Here is a 20,470-nt window from a genome sequence, read left to right on the forward strand (position 1 = left end):
CGCGCGTCAGAGTCGCGCGAATCGCGCGCGGGCGAAACCGTAGACGCCGTAGATCACAAGCCCCGCGCCGATCGACGCGAGCCAGAACTCGCCGAGGAATCCGCGACGGACGGCGCCGAGCGCTCCGGCGAGACCGGTGACGTCGTTCGGGTCGACCTCGATGGCCTCGACGATGATGAGCCCGGCGAGGAGGAGGAACGCGATGCCGCGAGCGACGTAGCCGACGGCGCCGAGCGCGCGCACGGCGCGGCCCCGCCGCTCCGCCATCGGCCGGAGCTCCCAGGAGAAGCGCCGACGGAGGCCCTTGACGACGAAGTACCCGCCGACGATCGCGATCCCGACGCCGATGAGCACGAGGACCACGGCGCCGGCGGTGGAGTCGAGGAGGAAGGCGCTGAGGGCGCGCGAGGTGCGACCCGATTGCAGGTCTCCGCCGAAGAGCAGGATGCCGGGAGGCACCGCCAGGGCGAGGTAGACGAGGCCCTGGGCGGCGCTGGAGACGCCGGAGGTCCAGCGGTGCATCGGGCCGCCGTTGAGGATCGCGTCGGCGAGCATCCACAGCCCGAGACCGACGAGGCTCACGATCACGGCGACGAGGAGGACGGCGCCGAGCGGAGCGGCGGCGATGGCCTCGAACGCGCCCACCTCGTCGGGCCGAGCACGTCGATCACCGAACGCGACCGCGATCGCGAGAGCCCCGATGATGACGTGGAGCAGCCCCGTGACGACCCACCCGAATCGGGCGACGAGGGTGAAGATCCGACTCTCGTGCACCTGCTGAACGGCCTCGGAACCGTTCACAGACGCGACCAGCGAGCCCGCGCGCCGCAGTAGACGCCGTAGGCGACGAGGCCGACGCCGACGATGCTCAGGAGCGCGACGCCGAACGGAAGCTCCGCGATCGCGCGGAGCGCGCCGTCGAGCCCCGTCACGCCGCTCGAATCGGCGGTGACGGCCGCCACGATCACGAGCACGCCGAGCGCGAGGAGGGCGACGCCCTTCGCGACGTAGCCGATGACCCCGAGCGTGACGACCGTGCGGCCGGTCTTGCCGTCGGGGACGCGCAGGTCGTCGCGGAAGCCTCGACGGGCGCCCTTCACGATGAAGTACGCACCGATGCCCCCGATCACGGCACCGAGCAAGCCGAGGACGAAGACCCCGCCTGGCGTGCCGATGAGGAAGGCGCTGACCTCGCGGGCGTCCTCGACGGAGTCCGAGCGCCCACCCATAGCGATCGTCACGGCGGATGCGGCGAGAGCGCCGTAGACGAGCCCCTTGAGCGCGGACACAAGACCCCTGCCGATCTCGCCGGCCGGCAGGAGCAGCAGGAGCCCTTCGATGAGCAGCCACAGAGCGAGCGCGGCGAGCCCCGCGGCAAGAGCCCACGTGAGGATCATGCCTCCGGGAGTCGCCGCGATCGCGCTCAGCGCACCCGAGGGGTCGGCGTCCTGACCGCCCGTTCCCGCGCCGGTTGCGACGCCGAGCGCGAGGAGGCCCATGAGCACGTGCAGGAGCCCGTTCGTGGCGAAGCCCGTTCGCGCCGCGATCTGGAACGGCCTGCTGCTCCGGGCCTCACTGACGGCGCGGGCTCTCACAGCCGGGCCAGCCGTGCACGCGCTGCTGTGTAGAACCCATGGGAGATGAGCCCGAGCCCGACGATCGCGAGCAGCAGGGGGCCGGCGGGGGAAAGAGCGAGACCCGCGAGCTGCCCGTCGAGTCCGGCGGGTCCGGCAGGGAGGAAGGCCGCGACAAGGGTGAACGCGCCCAGGATGCCGAGAGCGATCGCCTTGCCGACGTAGGCGACGCGACCGGCGATGAGTGTGGGGCGCCGACCCGAGGACTCCGCGGGGACGCGTATGTCGTCGAGGAATCCGCGTCGCCATCCCTTGAGCGCGAAGTAGGCCGCGACCGTGAGGATGAGGAGGGCGAAGATCGCGAGGACGACAGGGCCCACGGGAAGCTGCATGACGGAGCTGGAGAGGCTGCCTGGATCCTCCTGGGGATTGCTGCGGCCGGCGGCGGCGATGCTTCCGCTGCTGAGGCCGAGCAGGAGGTACGCGACGCCGCGGCCGATCATGACGGCGCGATCTCGGGTGGGGTGATCGCGGTGGCGTCCGAGGAAGGGGTTGGCGAGCATCCATGCGCCCAGGAGGACGTAGCCGATCGCGATGACCCAGAACAGCACGGCGCCGCCGGGGTTGGCTGCGACCACGCGGAGGGCGCCGACGCTCTCGGCGCCGGGGGTGACGAGCACGGCGATCGGGATGGACAGCACGATGACGCCGAGCAGGACGTGGAGGACGCCGTTCACGGCGAAGCCGGTGCGGCTGACGACGCGGTATGTGCGGGTGGAAACGGCGACGCCGTGCGGGCGCGCGGCATCGCCCTCGGTGCGGGAGGTCATCCGCCCAGGCTAGAGGGCGACGGGGATTCGCGTCGCGGGGTTGCCGCTGATCTCCGCGCGCGCTAGGTCGGGCACGGCTCCCGGTTCAGCGGAAGTCGCGGCTCGCGATGGTCGCTCTCAGCGGCAGGTTCTCGACCCGGTCGGCTACGATCGCGATGACGCCCTCGCGCGAGCGCTCGAGCGTGCCGCGGACGATCAGCGCCCGGCTCTCCCGGACGACCCGGCGGTAGCGGCCCCACAGCCCGACCGAGCAGACGACGTTGACGAGCCCGGTCTCGTCCTCGATGTTGAGGAAGGTGATGCCGCTCGCGGTCGCCGGCCGCTGCCGGTGCGTGACCACCCCGGCGATCTCGACGCGGCGCCCCGGCTCGGCGGTGCGGAGGTCGAGAGCGGTGAGCACGCCCCGCCGGTCGAGCGCGGGGCGTGCGTAGCGCACGGGGTGGTCGCCCGGCGTGATCCCCGTCGAGACGAGGTCGGCGACCATCGTCTCGGCGTCATCGAGATCCGTGAACAGCGGCGGCTGCACGGCGACGATCGTCCCGGGCAGATACTCGGGGCGGGCCTGCGCTGCCGCGCCCGCCGCCCACAGCGCGGCGCGTCGCGAGAGGCCGAGCACGTCGAAGGCTCCGGCTGTCGCGAGCGCCTCGAGCTGCGCCGCCGTGAGCCCCGTGCGGTAGGCGAGCTCGGTGAGGTCGCGGTACGGACGGCCGCGCTCACGCTCGGCGACGATGCGCTCCGCGGTCGGGCGGCCGATGCCCGACACCGCGGCGAGCCCCTGCCGGACGGCGAGGTCGGAGTCGCGGCGGTGCCTGACGCAGTCGGCGAGGTCGCCGTCGGTGGAGTCGGGACGGAACTCGGGCACGGGGGGCTGGATGCGGCAGGCGCAGTCGGCGAGACCCGTCGGGGCCGCGCGGCGGGCATCCGCCCCGACCGCGGCGAAGGGGTCGTCGACCGTCAGGTCGACGCGCTCGAGCCCCGCCTCGACGCCGGAGCGCAGGATGCAGGGCGTGCGCACCTCGACGCCGTGCCGCTCGGCGTCGGCGGCGAGGGAGGCAGGGGAGTAGAAGCCCATCGGCTGGGCGCGCAGGAGGGCGGCGAGGAAGACGCCCGGGTAGTGCAGCTTGAGCCACGAGCTCGCGTAGACGAGCAGGCCGAAGCTGATCGAGTGGCTCTCGGCGAAGCCGAAGTTCGCGAAGGCCTGGATGCGCCCGTAGATCTCGTCGGCGAGGCGCCCGGTGATGCCGTTGCCCGCCATGCCGGCGTAGAGGGTCTCGCGCAGCGACTCGATGCGCTCGAGGCCGCGCTTGCTGCCCATCGCGCGGCGCAGCAGGTCGGCGTCGTCGCCCGTGCAGCCGCCGACCGCCATGGCGATCTGCATGAGCTGTTCCTGGAAGACGGGCACGCCGAGGGTGCGCTCGAGCGGCTCGACGAGCTTCGGGTGGTCGTACGTGATGGGCTCCTCGCCGAGCTTGCGGCGCACGAACGGGTGCACGGCGCCGCCCTGGATGGGCCCGGGGCGCACGAGAGCGATCTGCACGACGAGGTCGTAGAAGCGGCGCGGCTGCAGGCGCGGCAGGAGGCTCATCTGCGCGCGGCTCTCGACCTGGAAGACGCCCACCGAGTCGGCGCGGCACAGCATGTCGTAGGTCGCCTGCTCCTCCTTCGGCAGAGTGGCGAGCTCCCACCGCTCGCCGAGGTGCTCGTCGACGAGATCGAAGGCGTACTGCAGCGCCGCGAGCATGCCGAGGCCCAGCAGGTCGAACTTGACGAGGCCCATCCAGGCGCAGTCGTCCTTGTCCCACTGCAGGACGGTGCGGCCCTCCATGCGCGCGTGCTCGATCGGCACGATCTCGCCGACGGGGCGATCGGTGAGCACCATGCCGCCGGAGTGGATGCCGAGGTGCCGGGGGTAGGTGAGCACCTGCTGGGCGAGTGCGACGACGGGCTCGGGGATGTCGTGGTCGTCGCTCGAGAGGACGGCGCCCCAGCGCTCCACCTGCTTGCTCCACGCATCCTGCTGCCCCACGGAGTACCCGAGCGCGCGCGCCATGTCGCGCACGGCGTTCTTCGGCCGGTACGAGATGACGTTCGCGACCTGGGCGGCGTTGCGCCGGCCGTATCTCTCGTAGACGTACTGGATGACCTCCTCGCGCCGGTCGGAGTCGAAGTCGACGTCGATGTCGGGCTCCTCGTCGCGCAGCGCCGAGAGGAAGCGCTCGAAGGGCAGCCGGTAGCCGATGGAGTCGACGGCGGTGATGTCGAGCAGGTAGCAGACGGCCGAGTTCGCGGCCGAGCCCCGCCCCTGGCAGAGGATGCCCCTCCCGCGCGCGAACTGCACGATGTCGTGGACGATGAGGAAGTAGCCGGGGAAGTTCTTCTGCTCGATGACGTCGAGCTCGCGGGCGATGCGCGCGCGATCGGGGTCGCTCGCGTCGGGGTACTTGCGCGGCACGGCGGCCCAGACGAGCTCGCGCAGCCAGCTCATCGGCGTGTGGCCGGCCGGCACCTCCTGCGCGGGCAGCTGCGGCTTCGCCTGCCGCAGCGGGAACCCGAGCGCGTCGGCGAGCTCGACGCTGCGCGCGACCGCGCCGGGGTGGCGGGCGAAGCGCTCGGCCATCTCGGCGCCGCTGCGCAGGTGGGCGGTGCCCGCGGCGGGCAGCCATCCCTCCATGTCGTCGAGGCTGCGTCGCGCGCGCAACGCGGCGAACGCGGTGGCGAGGGGATGCCGGGCGGGCGTCGCGTAGTGCACGCCGCCGGTCGCGACGACGGGCAGGCCGCGATCGCGGGCGAGGGCCGCGAGGGCGTCGTTGTGCACGGAGTCGAGCGGCCGCCCGTGGTCCATCAGCTCGACGACGACGCCCTCGCGGCCGAAGCGCGCGACGAGGGCGTCGAGCGCGGAGCCCGCCGCCTCGACCTGCGCGCTCGTCGGCACGGCCCGCTGGCCGAGGGCGGCGCGCACGGCGCCCTTGCGGCAGCCGGTGAGCACGACCCACTCGCCGGCCGCCTGCGCGGCGAGCTCGTCGAGGTCGTAGACGGGGCGGCCCTTCTCGCCGCCGGCGAGCTGGCTCTCGGTGATCGCGGCGGCGAGCCGGTGGTACCCCGCCTGCCCCCGCGCGAGCACGAGCAGGTGGGTGCCCTCGGGGTCGGCGACGCCCTGCTGCGAGCCGGTGAGCCCGAGGCTCAGCTCAGCGCCGAACACGGTCGTGAGGCCGTAGGGCTCGGCGGCCTCGGCCATGCGGACGACGCCGTAGAGCCCGTCGTGGTCGGTGAGCGCGAGGCCGTGCAGTCCGAGCCGCGCAGCCTCCTCCAGAAGCTCCTCCGGGCTCGAGGCGCCGTCGAGGAAGGAGAACGACGAGTGGGCGTGCAACTCGGCGTACGGGACGATCGTCTCGGGGTCGGGGCGGTCGAGCTCGGCTGCGCGGTACGGGGCGCGCTTGTGCGACCAGGCGGGCGAGTCGCCGCCGTCGGCGCCGGGCGGCGGCGCGGTGCCGGGGCGAGTGCCGTCGCGCAGAGCGCGCTCGAACTCGCTCCAGGGGATGGGCGGGTTGTGCCAGCCGGCCATCAGCGGCGCCGCCCCGCGCGCACCGGCCGCGGCGCCGCCGCGCGCTCAGTCATACTTCGCCTCGGCCCACCAGCTCGCACCCTCGAGCACGAGCAGCCACGCGACGCCCCCGGAGTCGACGACCTGCAGCCGGTGGGCGCGGCGGGCGCGCGCGGGATCCCACCAGCGCTCCTCGAGCGGCCACGGACCCGCCCACGACACGATGGGCCGCACGGCGCCGCCGGCGCTCGGAGCGAATCCCGCGGGAGACCCGCTCAGTCGCAGCCGCTCGTCGACGCGCACGGTCTCGCCGCGCTCGTCGACCACCGCGACGGGGTGGCGGGAGGCGTAGACGGTCGCGGGTGCGGGCTGCGGGAGCGCTCCTGGCCAGGGCCGGTCGAGCGGCCGGGTGAGGACGGCGCGGTCGCCCCAGGGCACGAGCACTCTGCGCTCGGCGAGAGAGCGGCCGCCCGAGCGCTGCGCGGTGAGGACGGCCTCGTGCCCGAGCAGGCTCTGCACGCGCGCGAGGGCGTGGTGCACGCGCTCGTCGGGCCCCGCGCCCCACAGCCCCGGCTCGTGGTGGGCGAGCGCGTCGAGGCTCTCGGGAACGATCCGAACGCGCGACACGGCGGCGCGCAGGTCGGGCCCGGTCGGCGCGCCCGTCGCCGCGCCCGCCGTGCGCGTCGCGCCGCTCAGCTGCCAGCGCACGCGGTCGACGATCTCGCTCGGCCGGAAGGAGCGCGGGTGCAACCAGGCCCGCTCGTGCTCGCCGCCGAGCTCGTCGCGGAAGCCGATCCGGATCGCCGTCGCCACGAGCCGGTGCCCCGAGAGGGTCTCGACGACCTCGTCAGCGAGGCGCCGCACGGCGAAGGCGACCTGATCGACGCGATCGAGGGGAGGCTCGAGCTCGAGCACGCGCTCGAGGTCGAGGGGCGGGATGCGCGGCACGAGCCCGCGCGGATCCCGAGCGCTCGCGAGCGCATGCCGGTGAGCCCCCCGCTCGCCGAAGCGGTCGCGCACGGCCTCGGCGGGCAGCTGCGCGAACTCGCCGAGCGTGCGCACCCCGAGGCGACCGAGCAGGGTCGCGAGGTCGGGGTCGTCGAGCGCCGCGACCGGCTGCGGGGCGAGGAACGCCGCCGCCGCGCCGGGCGGCACGATGCGGACGGGGGCGTCGGCGGGGGCATCCCGCGCCGCGAGATCGGCCGTGAACGCGCCGTCGGCGATGCCGACGCGCGCGTCGGACACCCCCTCCTCCGCGAGGGCGGAGCGCAGCGCGAGCGCCGCGGCCCGCTCGCCGCCGTAGTAGCGGGCGGGGCCGCCCGCGCCGACCATGACAAGGCCGGGGCGCACGACCTGCACCCCGGCGACGAGCGCTTCGAGCGCGTCGACGAGGGGCGAGAACAGCCGGTGATCGCGGTCGTCGTCGTGGGGGAGCACGACGAGCGCGGGGCACAGCGACTGCGCCTCGCGCCGCCGATGACCCCGCCGCACCCCCTGGGCGCGCGCGGCGGACGAGCACGCGACGACGCGATTCGCGGCGACGACCGCGAGCGGCACCCCGACGCGCGCGGCACCGTCGCGCACCGCCGCGAGCACCGGCCAGTCGGGCACCCACAGGCACAGCGCGCGCAGCATCAGCCGACCTCGCGCCAGGCCTCGCGGGCCCGCTCGGTCGCCGTGCGCGCCGCGGCGCGCGGCATCGCGCGCGGGTCGAGACGACGGATGCCCTGCTCGGGGTCGGGCATGAGCAGCCGCCCGCTCACGGGTCGCGGCGAGCGCCTGCTCGTCACCGTCACGGTCACCTCCCGGCTCGTGAGGCAGCCGGAGCCGGAGCCGAGGCCCGACCAGCGGCTCTCGGTGAGGCTGATCATCGCCTCGGTCTGGGGCCACGCGCCGACGACGAGCAGCGTCGACCCGCGCTCGCGCAGCCGGCTCGCGAGCCGCGCCACCGCCGCGTCGCCCGCGGCGCGGCCGGGCTTCACGACGACGACGCCGAGCGCGTCGGCGATCGAGGCCGTGACGGTGAGCCACTGGTCGCCGGGATGCGGCACGAGGACGAGGCGGTCGAGGTCGAGCCCCATGGCCTCCGCCGCCTCGACCCCGAACTCGGGCATGCCGACGACGCCGCACCACGACCCCGCGGCCGACGGTCCGGCGAGGAGCGCCATGACGAGCGCGCTCGACGGAGTCACCGAGTAGGCGGCCCCCTCCTTGAGCCCGCCGTCGGGCAGCAGGTCGGCGAGGGCCTCGTGCGTCGGCATGAGCATCGGCATGAGCGCCGAGTCGAGCGTCGTGCGCTGCAGCGCGTCGATGCGGGCCTGAAGGGCCTGCACGGTGTCTACCGTCTGGAGGCGCGCACCCGCAGCGGGCCCCGCGCCCGGGCCCGCGTCGGGCGACGCGAGGGGGGAGAGGGCGAGAGCGGGCATGCCTCCATGGTCGAACATAGGTTCGAATATCGCAACCGCCACCGACATTGGCCGGCGTGTCGGAGCGCGCGCCTCCCGCTACGGCGCGCCCGCGCTCCTCAGCACCGCCTCGATCGCGATGCGCGTGCGTCGGTGAGGCTCGGCGGTGCCGAGTCGCAGGGCATCGGTGCTGGCGGCCTCGAGCAGCGCTCGCAACTGGTACGCCAGCTGCTCCGCGTCCGTGTCGGGGTCGAGATCGCCCTTCCCGATCGCCCGCTCGACGATGCGCAGCAGAACGGCGTCCCACTCCGCCCGCGCGGCGAGGATCGCGTCGCGCACGGAGCTCGGACGCCCGGCGAACTCGCTGCTCGTCGCGGCGAAGAAGCAGCCGCCCGACTCGCGCCGCGCCTCGCTGTAGCGCACATGGCTCTCGAGCAGCGCGCGCAGGCGATCGAGACCGCCGGCGACGGACAGGACCGGCGCGACGACCTCCTCGACGAAGACATCCCGAGCGATCGAGACGGTCGCGAGCTGGAGAGCCTCCTTCGAGCCGAACAGGGCGACCACGCCGCTCTTGCTCATCCCGAGATCGTGCGCCAGCCGTGCGAGCGAGAGCCCGTCCAGGCCCTCGACGGCCGCGAGGCGGCGGGCGCGGTCGACGATCGCCGCGCGCGACGGTGAAGACGCCCCCGGCTGGTTCCGAAGGCTCATGACCATGCTGAGCACGATCGCGCCGCCTCTGGCCACTGCGATCGCCCTGCGACTGTTCTGGACGCTCGGCGCGCCCGCGCCCGCGCCCGTACGGCCCGCCGACCGGGCGACCCATGAGCGAGCGACGAGGGGCGCCATCGAGGTTAGGGGCGACCAGGAGCGCCCCGTCGTCATCCTCGTCCACGGCTGGCGCAGCCGCGCGTCGCGCTTCGCGGTGCTCGTCGACGCGCTGGTCGACCGCGGCTACGCCGTCGTCGCCTTCGACGCGCCGGGCAACGGCGACTCGGCCGGGACGCGCACCGTCATCTACGACTACGTGGAGGCGATCCGCCGGCTCGCCGAGAACGAGCGCGTCACCGCCCTGATCGGCCAATCGTTCGGGGCGATCGCCGCGGCGATGCCGTGCGCCGCGGCGTGCATGCGCCCCTCGTCGTCACCGTCGCCGGGGCGCACGACTTCGATTTCATCGTCGACCACTTCGTCGCGCAGATGGGCCTGCGCGGCGCGGCGGCCCGCGCGCTTCGACGGCGCACCGAGCGCGTCGCCGACGAGCCGGGCATCCGCGAGCTCGTCGAGGGCGACCTCTGGAGCGACATCGTCGCCCGATTCGACGACCCCGAGCAGCGCGTGCTCGTCATCCACGACGAGGGGGATGCCTCGGTTCCGACCGCGCAGTCGCGCGCGACCGCGGCGGGGCAGGGCCGGTCGGTCCGGCTCGTCACCACCGCGGGTCTCGGTCATTCGGCTCTGCTCGCCGACTCCGGGGTCGTCGGACTCCTCGCCGATGAGGTTGCGGCCGCCGAGAAGCAGGGCGAGCGGCGCGACGCGTGACCGGCGCGGGCTACTCGACCCAGTAGTCGCCGTCGAAGTGAAGGCGACCGTTCTCGGAGATCTCGTCGTCGAGGAACTCCTCCTCCTCGACGTCCCTCTCCTCGAAGGAGACGGGAGTTGTCGTGGTGATGAGGACGCTCAGGACGCGGTCGCCCGAGAGCCGGACATCCACGAAGGCACCGCCGACCGCGCAGGCGCGGACGATCTCCGTCTTGAGCGCGGCCAGATCCTCGTTGTCGGCGAGGTAGTTGCGGCTGTCACCGATGCTGGCCTGCACGACTCTCATGTGCGTCCTCCGTCGTCGAGTGCGGTGTCGTCGTTCGGGATGGTGAGGGTCGGATCGATGCGCATGACCGCGGGAGCGGCGCCGGTCGGCTCGGGGACGATGCGCAGGCCGCCCGAGCTGTTGGCAGAGGCCATGAGCGCCTCGACCCAGGCGCGGCTGATGGTGGGGGTACGGCCGCCGTGGAAGGTGAACACGAGCGGGATGGCCGGGTGGAGCCACAGGCTCGCCCGCCCGCTGCCCTCCTCGCGCGGCTTCGACCACGAGAACGCGAACGACTCCTGGCGCCGGAGCTTGGCGACGATGACGATCTGCAGATGTGCGAGAACCCGATCGTCGAAGCGCGCTTCGAACGTGGACGCGTAGATCAGCTGGCCCATGCGGCCCTTCACGTTCGAGACGCTGCTCGCGCACCGCGAGCAGGACGTGCACCGGCAGGTTCGTTCGAGTCGGCCCCTCCAGGGTAACCGCTATCGGAGCGCGGCGACTCGCTCGCGGAGGAAGTCGGCGCCTGCCGCATCGTGCACGAGGTCGCCGCGCACGTCGATCGGGTAGGGGCGGTCGAGCACCCCATCGGCCGGGCGCACGTCGACGTGCACCGCCTCGAGGCCCACCGCATGCACGTGATCGGCCATGAGGTAGTCCGATCGGGAGTCGCCGACCGAGTACCAGCGCGGTGCCGTCACCCCACGGGAGGCGAACCAGTGGATGGCGCGCTCGGCCCCATGGTCCTTGTCGAGCCGAACCGACTCGATGTCGGTCGAGATGATCGTGGGGTCGATGCGGAAAGGCACGGCGCCGTCGGAGTCTGCGGAGACCCGATCGCCGTGGCGGATGCCGAGGCCGCGGTCGGCGAGCGCCGCGAACGCCGCCTCCTCGAACTTCTCCTGGGCGCCCCGGTAGATCTCCGACGACACGTCGACGCGCTGCTCGAGCGAGACCATCACGCGCTTGCCCTCGTCGACGAACATCGCGTGGTCGAACCGGTCACGGGCGATCGTCTCGACCTCCGCCCGCGCCTCGGCAGGAATGGCGACGGAGGGGTCGAGCTGCACCTCGCCGAGACCTGCGGCCGTGATCGGGGCCCACGCTCCGCCCTTCTCGAAGACGCCGAAGAGGGCGGCGTCGTCCCGCATCCCGTGCTCGAGAAGGCGCGAGACGACCTGCTCGCGCATGAACGCGTCGCTGCGACCGGTCACGAACGCGACGGGCACGCCCGCGTGCGCGAGCGTCAGCAGGTCGGCGACGATCGAGGGGTGCGCGATCGTGCGCGACTCGGGGCTCGCGATCGGCCCATCGACGTCGAGAAGGAGGCCGAACGGGGCGATGATGGCGGCATGACCCGATCCACCCGACCGAGCAGCCTGACCCGTCACTGGACTCCTCGCGCCATCGTGTTCCTCGTTCTCGCGATCATCGGCCTCGTCGGCACGTGGACGTACAACGTCATCGCGATTCTTCAGCGCAACGACTTCCTGGGGGACTGGTTCAATAATGGCCCGGCCGTGAGCTCGCTCACGACCGACCTCCTCATCATGGCCGTCGCCGGCTGCGCGTTCATCGTCATCGAGGGGCGGCGACTGGGCATGAGGCACCTGTGGGCGTACATCGTCTTCTCGGGACTCACGGCGATCGCGTTCACGTTCCCGCTGTTCCTCGCGAACCGCGAGCGGCGCCTCGCCGAGCTCGCCATCGCCGACCGCGCGGAGGGCATGGCACCCTCGTAACGGTGAGCGAGCGCGCGACGGCACGGCGGGTCGTCGGCGGCCTGCGCCTGCTCGCCGCCCTCGTGGGGGTCATCGCGCTCGTCGCCCGCTTCCAGTACGGGCTCGGCTTCAGCGTCTTCATCGCGTCGAACTTCTTCGGCTACCTCACCGTGCAGTCGAACATCGCGGCGATCGCTCTCGGCATCGTCTCGGGCACGATCGCGCTGCGCCGCTCGCGCGATCCGGCGTGGATGCCCGTGGCCCGCGTCGCGGTCCTCAGCCTGATGCTCGTGGCCGGCATCGTCTTCGCCCTCCTGGCCTCGCAGGCGGCGACCCGCGGCTACCGGCTCGACGTGCCGTTCAGCGACCAGTTGCTCCACTTCGTGCTGCCCGCCTGGCTGCTCCTGGACTGGCTGCTCTCGCCGGGAGAGCGCCGCACGGATCCGCGCGTCCTGCTCATCGTCGTCGGCTACCCGCTCGGCTGGGGCCTCGTGACGCTCATCCGCGGCGCGATCGTCGGCTGGTACCCGTACTTCTTCCTCGATCCCGACCAGGTGAGCGGCGTGATCGAGCTGCTCGCGTACGGGGCGGCGGCGCTGGGTCTGTTCGCGCTCGTCGCGGCCGTCGTGCGCCTCCTGCCGCGCATCCCCCTCGAGCGGATGCTGTCCCTCAGTCGCCCGAGGGCTCTCGTGCCCCCACGAGGGGAGCCAGCCCCGCGAGCGCAGCGGTGACCGCATCCTCCTCGCCGAGCGCGCCGAAGCCGATCGCCCGCGCGCCCGCGACGACGCCGACGATCACGGGTTCCCCTGTCACGGCCTGGAGGTTGAGCCACAGGGGCACGGCCGCCTCCGGGTCGGCGAGCACCCAGAGCGCCGCCTCCTCGTCCCAGAACGGCTCGGCGTACCGCAGCCAGATCGTCTCGATCGCGCCGACCCCGAGACGCGCGATCGCGGAGTCCTTCACCGCAGGCAGCTCGAGGTCGATGCCCCCCTGCTGCAGCACGCCGAGCGGCGCCGTCAGCACGACGCGGTCGGCCGAGAACGAGTCGCCCACCCCGAGGCGGACGCTCACCGAGTCCTCACCGACGGCGACGCCCGTCACGGGGCTCGACAGCTGCACATCGACGTCGTCGAGCAGGGCGTCGACGAGCCTGGCCCAGCCCCCCGTCACGAGGTTCTCGGCGCCGAGCGCGAGCTCGTCGAGCCCCGGACCGGCGGAGAGCACGCCACTCGCAGCGCCGAGCCGCGGCTCGACCAGCGCGGCGAGAGCGAGCGCGATCGTCTGCCGCTCGCTCGGACCGCCGTCGGGGCCCGGATCCTCCGACCACGGGCGCAGCAGCGCGAGCGCGGTCGCGAGGGCGACGTCGGGCTCGACCGTCTCGGCGGCGGCGCGGGCGCGCGCGATGACGGGCAGCAGCGCCGCTTCGAGCGATGGCGGCTGGCCGGCCGGGGGGATCGGCCGCGTCGCCCCCTCGTCATCGAGCGCGAGCGCGGCATCCGCGATCGCGATCTCGACGCCGACGCGCACGAGCCGCTCGAGCAGGTCGTGGTCGGCGATCGAGCGGACCCACTGGGCGCCCAGCTCGACGGGCCCGGGCCACGCGCCGCTCTCGATCGTGTGGATGCGGCCCCCCGTGCGGCCCCGCGCCTCGAGGACGATGACCTCGAGGCCCTCCGGGCCGTCGTCGACGAGCAGGCGAGCGGCGGCCGCGCCGGCGATGCCCGCCCCGACGATCACGACGCGCTCTCCGGGCGCGGCGACCCCGAGGATCTCGGCGGCGGCGCGCTCGCCCGACGCGAGGGCCCCGTGAACGGTGGAGGGGGCATCCGTCGACGTCGCCTCGCCGGCGAAGAACAGCCGATCGCGCCAGGGGGCGGCGAGATCCTCGCGCAGTCGCGGCGACTCGCCCACCGGCAGGTAGCTCGACGATCCGCGCGAGAACGAGTCTCCGAGCCAGTCGCTGCGGGCGACGCCCGAGGGTCGGGGCGCGCCGACCGGCGGAGCGGGCGTCGGCTCGGGGGAGGGCTGCGGGCGCTCATCGGAGCACGCGGCGAGCACGGCGGCTGTGAGGCCCGTGGCCCCGATCAGGAAGGTTCGCCGTGTCACGCCCATCGCGGGCGAGCCTACCCGCGGACGACGAGGCCCGCGGAAAGCAGAACGGCCCCGGGCCGGAGCCTCGGGGCCGTTCACCGCATCCTGCGATGCGGACTGTCTCAACCAGTTCTGGTTGGTTGGTGATCGCTCACCGACCAGCGTGCGCGAGGGGGGACTTGAACCCCCACGCCCTTTCGGGCACTAGCACCTCAAGCTAGCGCGTCTGCCATTTCCGCCACCCGCGCTGGTCAGGTTCCTCCGCCGTGGCGGGGCAACCGAGAGACGACGATAGCACGTTCCGAGACGCCGCCAGCACCCGGGGTAGCGTGGTCGGCATGGCAGGCCAGGAGCAGCTCGGCGAGACCGCTCGCATCGCCCGCGACCTCATCCGATTCGACACCACGAACCACGGCGAGGGGCGCAGCAACGGCGAGACCGAGGCGGCCGAGTACGTCGCCGCGTTCCTCTCCGAGATGGGGCTCAAGCCCGAGCTCATCGACGCGGCGCCCGGCCGCACGAGCGTCGTCGCGCGCGTCGAGGGCAGCTACGCGAACCCCGTCGACACGACCCGCGGCGAGCGCCCCGCCCTCGTCGTCCACGGGCACCTCGACGTCGTCCCCGCCGACCCCGCGAACTGGTCGGTCGATCCGTTCGGCGGCGAGATCCGCGACGGGATGCTGTGGGGGCGCGGCGCCGTCGACATGAAGAACATGGACGCGATGATCCTCACCTCCCTGCGCGAGATCCTCGCCGCTGGAGGTCGCCCGAACCGCGATCTCGTGGTCGCGTTCTTCGCCGACGAGGAGAACGGCGGCGCCTTCGGCTCGCACCACCTCGTCGAGCACCGCCCCGAGCTCTTCACGGGAGCCACCGAGGCGATCAGCGAGGTCGGCGGGTACTCGGTCGACATCGAGGGCCAGCGCGCGTACCTGCTGCAGACGGGCGAGAAGGCCCTCGTATGGATCCGTCTGCGCACGCGAGGCACGGCGGCGCACGGCTCGCGCGTCATTCGCGAGAACGCCGTGACGAAGCTCGCCGAGTCGGTGGCGCTGCTCGGCCGGCGCGAGTGGCCCGTGCGGCTCACCGGGACGACGACGCAGCTGCTCGCCGAGCTCTCGCGCATCATAGGCACCGACCCCGAGGCGGTGGGGCCCGACGGCGCCGGCGCCGACGAGCTGCTGCTGCGCACCGGCACTGCCGCGGGGTTCCTCACGGCGACCCTGCGCACGACGAGCAACCCGACGCTCCTGAAGGCCGGATACAAGCACAACGTCATTCCCGACTCCGCGGAGGCCCTCATCGACATCCGCACGCTCCCCGGCGAGGAGGACGCCGTGCTCGCCGAGATCCGAGCGATGCTCCCCGACGAGGTCGAGATCGAGGTCGTCACGCGCGACGTCGGGCTCGAGAATCCGTTCTCGGGCGCCCTCGTGGAGGCGATGGTCGCAACGCTGATGCGCCACGACCCCGAGGCCCAGGTCATCCCGTACCTGCTGAGCGGCGGCACCGACAACAAGGCGCTCAGCGAGCTCGGCATCACCGGCTACGGCTTCGCTCCCCTGAAGCTCACTCCCGACCTCGACTTCCCGGCGATGTTCCACGGCGTCGACGAGCGCGTACCGCTCAGCGCGCTCGACTTCGGCCACCGCGCCCTCACCGACCTGCTCTCGACCTACTAGGAGCCGCGTGTCCCTCCTCGAAGCGATCATCCTCGGGCTCATCCAGGGCCTGACGGAGTTCCTGCCGATCTCCTCGAGCGCTCACCTGCGCATCGCGGGCGAGATCCTCCCGAGCGCCACCGACCCGGGCGCGACCTTCACCGCGATCACGCAGATCGGCACCGAGCTCGCGGTGCTCCTCTACTTCTGGAGGGACATCACACGCATCATCGGCCGCTGGTTCCGGCACTTCTCGCCGACCTCCGGCGTGCCGCGCACCGACCCGGATGTGCGGATGGGGTGGCTCATCATCATCGGCACGATCCCGATCGTGCTCGTCGGCTTCTTCGCGCAGGAGTACATCCGCTCGACCTTCCGCTCGCTCTGGCTCGTCGCGATCGTGCTCATCGTGTTCGGGCTCATCCTCGGTCTCGCCGACTGGCTCGGTCGGCGCACGCGCGAGCTCGACGAGCTCACCTATCCGCACGGCCTGCTCTACGGCGCCGCGCAGATGCTCGCCCTCGTGCCGGGAGTCTCGCGCTCGGGCGCCACGACGACCATGGGCCTCGCGCTCGGCTACTCGCGACCGGCGGCGGCGCGCTACGCCTTCCTGCTCGCCGTGCCCGCCGTGTTCGGCAGCGGCTTCTACGAGCTGATCACGGCCTTCCGCGAGCCGAGCACAAGCCCCTTCGGCCCGCTCGACATCCTCGCCGCGACGCTCGTCGCCTTCGGCGTCGGGTACCTCGTGATCGCGGGGCTCATGCGCTACATCTCGACGCGCTCGTTCCTGCCCTTCGTGATCTACCGCGTCGTGCTCGGCACGGTCCTGCTGATCCTCCTCGGCCTGGGCGTCATCAACCCGCTCTAGGGGTGCGGGCGCGCCGGGGTGGAGGTCGATCGCGCGCGAGCCGCGCATCCGCCCCTCGCGCTCGCCGCGACGGCGACGGCGACGGCGACGACGGATGTCCGCCAGACCGACATCGCGGTCCGACCCGCCGCGCGGCAGGCGCCTCCGCCGGTGCGTCCGCCGGCGGAGTCGGGATCGCGGACGCGCGCGGGAACGGCACGTGCGCCACCCCTGAACCCGCGGCGAGCGGATGCCCGCCCTACGCGGGAGGCTCGGTGGCCGACTGCGGCGGCTCGTCGTCGCCGCGCTTGCGCAGGTAGCGCTCGAACTCCTGCGCGATCGCCTCACCGCTCGCCTCGGGCGCCTCGACCGCGTCGCGCGCGCGCTCGAGCGAGACGATGTACGACTTCATGTCGTCGTCGTCGTCGGCGAGCGCGTCGATGCCGTCCTCCCACGCGCGCGCCTCGTCGACGAGATCGCCGCGGGGGATCGTCACGTCGACGAACTCCTCGAGCTTGTCGAGTAGCGCGAGCGTCGCCTTGGGGGAGGGGGCGTTGTGCACGTAGTGCGGCACGGACGCCCAGAGCGACACGACTGGGATCCCGACCTCCTCGGCCGCGGCGGCGATGATGCTGAGGATCCCGACCGGGCCCTCGTAGCTGGAGCGCTCGACGCCGAGCTCCTCGCGCACCTGGGCGTTCTCGCTCGAGGCGTGCACCGTGATGGGTCGCGAGTGCGGTACGTCGGCGAGCAGCGCGCCGAGGATCACGATGCCCGTGATGTCCGCGGTGAGCGCCTGGTCGATCGTCTCCGTCGCGAAGGTGCGCCACCCGCGGGAGGGCTCGGTGCCCAGCAGCAGGTAGATGTTGTCGTGGTTCGTGCCGCTCACGTCGAGGATGCGCTCGCCCGCTGAGCGATCGGGCGAGATCTCGCGCGGGAGGCCGTCGTTGTTGACGGGGCCGTAGAAGGTGACGCCCGGCCAGCGGACCCGCCGCTTGCCGTCCTCGTCGAACTCGACGGTCGGCCGGTTGAGCTGGAAGTCGTAGTAGTCCTCCGGGTCGACGTCGGCGATGGGCACGACGTCGAGCACCTCCTTGAGCGCCTTGACCGCTCCGCTCGCCGCCTCGCCCGCGTCGTTCCAGCCCTCGAAGGCGACGACGAGCAGTCGGCCGCCTCGGAACAGGTCGCTCTGGGTCACATCGCTCGCTCTCGGTCGCGCGCCGCCGGCCCTTCGCCGCAGCGCGGTTCCCACAATAGAACGCAACTAGACTGGCCCGTCGTGACCGCACCGAGTGGAACCCCTGCCGTACCGGCCGCAGTCCTGTGGGACATGGATGGCACGATCGTCGACACCGAGCCGTACTGGCTCGCCGCGGAGACCGAGCTCGTCGGCTCGTTCGGCGGGGTCTGGACGCAGGAGGACGGCCTCCGGCTCGTCGGCTCTGGCCTCCCCGACGCCGCCGGCGTCCTGCAGGAGGCGGGCGTCGCGCTTCCCCGTGAGGAGATCATCGAGCGCCTCACCGATCACGTCATGGCGCAGATCGAGATCGCCATCCCCTGGCGGCCGGGCGCGCGCGAGCTGCTCGCCGCACTGCGCGAGGCGAGCATCCCGAGCGCCCTCGTCACCATGTCGCTGCGGCGCATGGCGCTGCGCGTGGCCGCCGCGATCGGCGACGACGCCTTCGCCGTCGTCATCGCGGGCGACGATGTGACGAACCCGAAGCCCCACCCCGAGCCCTATCTGACGGCCGCCGACCGGCTGGGGGTGGGCATCCGCGACTGCGTCGCCATCGAGGACAGCGAGTTCGGTCTCGTCTCGGCGGTCTCCTCGGGCGCCGCGACGATCGGCGTGCCGTGCCACGTCACGCTGCACGAGGCGCCGACCCACGAGCTGTGGACGACGCTCGACGGGCGCGGCGTCGCCGACCTGTCGGCCGCGCTCGAGCGCCACCGTCACCTCCACCCCACGACGGGAGCCCCCGCATGACCCTCCGCCGCCAGTCCGGCCCGTTCGTCGAGGGCGACCAGGTTCAGCTCACCGACCCGAAGGGCCGACTGAACACCGTCACGCTCGAGCGCGGCAAGGCCTTTCACAGCCATCGGGGGGTCCTCCCGCACGAGTCGCTCATCGGACTGCCCGACGGCAGCGTGGTCGAGAACTCCAGCGGCGTGCCGTACCTCGCGCTGCGCCCGCTGCTGAACGACTTCGTCATGTCGATGCCGCGCGGCGCCGCGATCGTCTACCCGAAGGATGCCGGTCAGATCGTCGCGATGGGCGACGTCTTCCCCGGCGCGACCGTCGTCGAGGCGGGCGTCGGCTCGGGCGCGCTCTCGCTCTCGCTCCTGCGGGCGATCGGCCCCACCGGCCGACTGCTGAGCTTCGAGCGGCGCGAGGAGTTCGCTGACATCGCCCGCGGCAACGCCTCCGCCTTCCTCGGCGAGGCTCCCGAGAACTGGACGATCACGATCGGCGACCTGCAGGTCGCCCTGCCCGAGACCTGCGCCGACGGCACCGTCGACCGCGTCGTCCTCGACATGCTCGCACCCTGGGAGTGCCTCGAGGCCGTCGGCGACGCGCTCACCCCCGGCGGCGTGCTCGTCGTCTACGTCGCGACCGCCACCCAGCTGAGCCGCGTCGCCGAGGCGATCCGCGCCGCCGATCGCTTCACCGAGCCGCTGTCGAGCGAGACGATGGTGCGCGGCTGGAACGTCGACGGCCTCTCCGTCCGTCCCGACCACCGCATGGTCGCCCACACGGGATTCCTTCTCACTGCGCGGCGCCTCGCCGACGGCACCGCGCGCTTCGTCAAGGCCAAGCGCGGGTCGAAGACCGAGCACGGCGATGAGGATGTCGAGATCTGGACCCCTGGCGCCCTCGGCGACCGCGTCGCCAGTCCCAAGCGCCTGCGCAAGGCCGTCCGCGAGGCCCAGTCGCTCGCCGAGCGCTCGGCGAAGCGGGCGGGCGACGCCCCGGTAGAGTTCTGACGGCCGCACCCGATCCGAGAAGAGGTTCCGTGCGCACTTCCGCACCCGCCATCATCCTGACCGCCGTCATGCTGGGCACGCTGACCGCCTGTGCTCCCTCGGGCGCCGCGGCCTGCGCTCCCGCCGTGCCGACGGGCACGCAGCCGGGCTTCGTCGACGCTACGGGCGCGCTCCTCTCGCCGCCGGATGTGGAGTTCCCGACCCCGCTGTCGAGCGACGGCCCCCAGCAGGCGGTCCTCGTGCCCGGCGACGGCGAGGTTGCGGATGCCGGTCAGATCGTCGACCTGCAGGTGAGCCTCTTCGACGGCGAGACCGGCGAGCTCATCACGGCCTCCGCGTACGACCCCGAGGCCGCGCCGCTGCGCCGGACGGCGGGCGCCGAGATCGACATCATCGCCGAGGCGGTCCAGTGCGCGGAGGTCGGTTCGCGCATCGCCGCGACCGCGACGATCGCCGACGTCTTCGGGGCGGCCGCGCTCGACCCGCAGACGGGGCTTGAGGACGACGATCCGGTCGTGCTCGTCATCGACATCCAGGCGGCGTACCTCGCGAAGGCCGACGGCGCTCCGCAGCTCGGCGCCTCCAGCGTCCCCGCCGTCGTCACGACCCCCGAGGGCGTGCCCGGCATCACCATCCCCGACGAGGATCCGTCGGAGGAGCTCATCGACCACGTCCTCCTCCTCGGCGACGGCGCCGCTCTCGAGGCGGGCGATCGTGCGGTGCTCCACTACACCGGCGTCGTGTGGCAGTCGGGCGAGGTGTTCGACTCCAGCTGGGACCGCGGGGCGGCGTCGACCTTCCCCGTCACGAGTTTCGAGGACGACCCGGGGGGAATCGTCCCCGGCCTCGCCGAGGCGCTCGAGGGCAAGACGGTCGGCTCGCAGCTCGTCGTCGTGATCCCGCCCGAGCTCGGCTATCCCGAAGGCCAGGCGCCCGCGTCGATCCCGCCCGGGTCGACGATGGTGTTCGTCGTCGACCTCCTCGGCATCGAGGAGTAGTCCTCGC

20 protein-coding genes, 1 tRNA gene and 1 pseudogene are annotated in these 20,470 nt (G+C 73.0%); 9 read left to right on the top strand and 13 right to left on the bottom strand.

Going from position 1 to position 20,470, the window contains the following annotated elements; genetic code table 11:
• Positions 1-6 precede the first annotated feature (6 nt).
• The 7 genes from FHX53_RS03775 to FHX53_RS03805 all read right to left on the bottom strand — a co-directional run bounded on the left by FHX53_RS03775 (position 7) and on the right by FHX53_RS03805 (position 9,097).
• Positions 7-801: a DUF1206 domain-containing protein gene (locus tag FHX53_RS03775; RefSeq protein WP_182489980.1), complete on the bottom strand. Its 795-nt coding sequence runs from the start codon at positions 799-801 to the stop codon at positions 7-9.
• Positions 798-1,595: a DUF1206 domain-containing protein gene (locus tag FHX53_RS03780; RefSeq protein ID WP_343050788.1), complete on the bottom strand. Its 798-nt coding sequence runs from the start codon at positions 1,593-1,595 to the stop codon at positions 798-800. Before FHX53_RS03780 ends, FHX53_RS03775 begins: the two co-directional genes overlap by 4 nt.
• A complete protein-coding gene (locus FHX53_RS03785) occupies positions 1,592-2,404 on the bottom strand; it encodes a DUF1206 domain-containing protein (protein ID WP_182489981.1) in 813 nt (270 codons plus the stop codon). The genes FHX53_RS03780 and FHX53_RS03785 overlap by 4 nt, the downstream gene beginning before the upstream one ends.
• An 85-nt stretch (positions 2,405-2,489) precedes the next feature.
• Positions 2,490-5,966 (bottom strand): error-prone DNA polymerase, encoded by a 3,477-nt coding sequence (locus FHX53_RS03790; protein WP_182489982.1) that lies wholly within the window; start codon positions 5,964-5,966, stop codon positions 2,490-2,492.
• 45 nt (positions 5,967-6,011) lie between these two features.
• Entirely contained in the window at positions 6,012-7,580 is a 1,569-nt protein-coding gene (locus tag FHX53_RS03795; protein ID WP_182489983.1) for a DNA polymerase Y family protein, read from the bottom strand.
• A complete protein-coding gene (locus FHX53_RS03800) occupies positions 7,580-8,371 on the bottom strand; it encodes a hypothetical protein (protein ID WP_182489984.1) in 792 nt (263 codons plus the stop codon). The genes FHX53_RS03795 and FHX53_RS03800 overlap by 1 nt, the downstream gene beginning before the upstream one ends.
• A 78-nt stretch (positions 8,372-8,449) precedes the next feature.
• Positions 8,450-9,097, bottom strand: a complete 648-nt coding sequence (locus FHX53_RS03805) for a TetR family transcriptional regulator C-terminal domain-containing protein (protein WP_182489985.1) — start codon at positions 9,095-9,097, stop codon at positions 8,450-8,452.
• Between FHX53_RS03805 and FHX53_RS14140 the strand changes: the two are divergent.
• Together FHX53_RS14140 and FHX53_RS13525 are read left to right on the top strand one after the other, a co-directional pair.
• Positions 9,066-9,566 (top strand): annotated as a pseudogene (locus FHX53_RS14140) (alpha/beta hydrolase); the annotation flags it as partial. The gene FHX53_RS03805 and the pseudogene FHX53_RS14140 overlap by 32 nt on opposite strands.
• Positions 9,476-9,892, top strand: a complete 417-nt coding sequence (locus FHX53_RS13525) for a hypothetical protein (RefSeq protein ID WP_246335387.1) — start codon at positions 9,476-9,478, stop codon at positions 9,890-9,892. The pseudogene FHX53_RS14140 and the gene FHX53_RS13525, both read left to right, overlap by 91 nt.
• A 10-nt stretch (positions 9,893-9,902) precedes the next feature.
• Here FHX53_RS13525 and FHX53_RS03815 read toward each other — a convergent pair whose 3' ends face one another.
• The 3 genes from FHX53_RS03815 to FHX53_RS03825 all read right to left on the bottom strand — a co-directional run bounded on the left by FHX53_RS03815 (position 9,903) and on the right by FHX53_RS03825 (position 11,551).
• The gene (locus FHX53_RS03815) at positions 9,903-10,178 is read right to left on the bottom strand and encodes a hypothetical protein (protein ID WP_182489986.1); all 276 of its coding nucleotides are present in this window, start codon (positions 10,176-10,178) and stop codon (positions 9,903-9,905) included.
• The gene (locus tag FHX53_RS03820; protein WP_343050789.1) at positions 10,175-10,567 is read right to left on the bottom strand and encodes a DUF7882 family protein; all 393 of its coding nucleotides are present in this window, start codon (positions 10,565-10,567) and stop codon (positions 10,175-10,177) included. Before FHX53_RS03820 ends, FHX53_RS03815 begins: the two co-directional genes overlap by 4 nt.
• A gap of 78 nt (positions 10,568-10,645) precedes the next feature.
• Complete coding sequence (locus FHX53_RS03825) at positions 10,646-11,551, bottom strand: Cof-type HAD-IIB family hydrolase (RefSeq protein ID WP_220476083.1); 906 nt, start codon at positions 11,549-11,551, stop codon at positions 10,646-10,648.
• On the opposite strand from FHX53_RS03825, the gene FHX53_RS03830 reads away from it, so the two are divergent.
• A complete protein-coding gene (locus FHX53_RS03830) occupies positions 11,513-11,902 on the top strand; it encodes a DUF2834 domain-containing protein (RefSeq protein ID WP_182489987.1) in 390 nt (129 codons plus the stop codon). The two genes, FHX53_RS03825 and FHX53_RS03830, sit on opposite strands and share 39 nt — an antisense overlap.
• Positions 11,903-11,904: 2 nt before the next feature.
• Positions 11,905-12,612: a Pr6Pr family membrane protein gene (locus FHX53_RS03835; RefSeq protein ID WP_182489988.1), complete on the top strand. Its 708-nt coding sequence runs from the start codon at positions 11,905-11,907 to the stop codon at positions 12,610-12,612.
• On the opposite strand, the gene FHX53_RS03840 is transcribed toward FHX53_RS03835, so the two are convergent.
• Together FHX53_RS03840 and FHX53_RS03845 are read right to left on the bottom strand one after the other, a co-directional pair.
• Positions 12,551-13,987, bottom strand: a complete 1,437-nt coding sequence (locus FHX53_RS03840) for an FAD-dependent oxidoreductase (RefSeq protein WP_182489989.1) — start codon at positions 13,985-13,987, stop codon at positions 12,551-12,553. The two genes, FHX53_RS03835 and FHX53_RS03840, sit on opposite strands and share 62 nt — an antisense overlap.
• Before the next feature lie 149 nt (positions 13,988-14,136).
• Positions 14,137-14,220 (bottom strand) — tRNA-Leu (locus FHX53_RS03845).
• Positions 14,221-14,310: 90 nt separating this feature from the next.
• On the opposite strand from FHX53_RS03845, the gene FHX53_RS03850 reads away from it, so the two are divergent.
• Positions 14,311-15,654, top strand: a complete 1,344-nt coding sequence (locus FHX53_RS03850; RefSeq protein ID WP_182489990.1) for a M20/M25/M40 family metallo-hydrolase — start codon at positions 14,311-14,313, stop codon at positions 15,652-15,654.
• Positions 15,655-15,661: 7 nt separating this feature from the next.
• Positions 15,662-16,501: an undecaprenyl-diphosphate phosphatase gene (locus FHX53_RS03855; protein WP_182489991.1), complete on the top strand. Its 840-nt coding sequence runs from the start codon at positions 15,662-15,664 to the stop codon at positions 16,499-16,501.
• A 238-nt stretch (positions 16,502-16,739) separates the two neighbouring features.
• Here FHX53_RS03855 and FHX53_RS03860 read toward each other — a convergent pair whose 3' ends face one another.
• On the bottom strand, positions 16,740-17,678 hold the full coding sequence (locus tag FHX53_RS03860) for a PAC2 family protein (RefSeq protein ID WP_182489992.1): 939 nt from the start codon (positions 17,676-17,678) through the stop codon (positions 16,740-16,742).
• Positions 17,679-17,759: 81 nt separating this feature from the next.
• Between FHX53_RS03860 and FHX53_RS03865 the strand changes: the two genes are divergently transcribed.
• From FHX53_RS03865 to FHX53_RS03875, 3 genes are read left to right on the top strand one after another with little or no spacing between them, the layout of a single operon-like run.
• A complete protein-coding gene (locus tag FHX53_RS03865; protein ID WP_343050790.1) occupies positions 17,760-18,467 on the top strand; it encodes an HAD family hydrolase in 708 nt (235 codons plus the stop codon).
• Positions 18,464-19,465 (top strand): tRNA (adenine-N1)-methyltransferase, encoded by a 1,002-nt coding sequence (locus tag FHX53_RS03870; protein ID WP_182489993.1) that lies wholly within the window; start codon positions 18,464-18,466, stop codon positions 19,463-19,465. Before FHX53_RS03865 ends, FHX53_RS03870 begins: the two co-directional genes overlap by 4 nt.
• 29 nt (positions 19,466-19,494) lie before the next feature.
• Positions 19,495-20,463, top strand: coding sequence for an FKBP-type peptidyl-prolyl cis-trans isomerase (locus tag FHX53_RS03875; RefSeq protein WP_182489994.1), 969 nt, complete (start codon positions 19,495-19,497; stop codon positions 20,461-20,463).
• Positions 20,464-20,470: the final 7 nt, after the last annotated feature.

This window comes from Microcella alkalica (genome assembly GCF_014137945.1).
GTDB lineage: Bacteria > Actinomycetota > Actinomycetes > Actinomycetales > Microbacteriaceae > Microcella > Microcella alkalica.

Bases quoted from the DNA above. Each gene is read 5' to 3' on its own strand.
- FHX53_RS03785 (WP_182489981.1), bottom strand. From the start codon at position 2,404: ATGACCTCCCGCACCGAGGGCGATGCCGCGCGCCCGCACGGCGTCGCC.
- FHX53_RS03790 (WP_182489982.1), bottom strand. From the start codon at position 5,966: ATGGCCGGCTGGCACAACCCGCCCATCCCCTGGAGCGAGTTCGAGCGC.
- FHX53_RS03795 (WP_182489983.1), bottom strand. From the start codon at position 7,580: ATGCTGCGCGCGCTGTGCCTGTGGGTGCCCGACTGGCCGGTGCTCGCG.
- FHX53_RS03800 (WP_182489984.1), bottom strand. From the start codon at position 8,371: ATGCCCGCTCTCGCCCTCTCCCCCCTCGCGTCGCCCGACGCGGGCCCG.
- FHX53_RS03815 (WP_182489986.1), bottom strand. From the start codon at position 10,178: ATGAGAGTCGTGCAGGCCAGCATCGGTGACAGCCGCAACTACCTCGCC.
- FHX53_RS03830 (WP_182489987.1), top strand. From the start codon at position 11,513: ATGACCCGATCCACCCGACCGAGCAGCCTGACCCGTCACTGGACTCCT.
- FHX53_RS03850 (WP_182489990.1), top strand. From the start codon at position 14,311: ATGGCAGGCCAGGAGCAGCTCGGCGAGACCGCTCGCATCGCCCGCGAC.
- FHX53_RS03870 (WP_182489993.1), top strand. From the start codon at position 18,464: ATGACCCTCCGCCGCCAGTCCGGCCCGTTCGTCGAGGGCGACCAGGTT.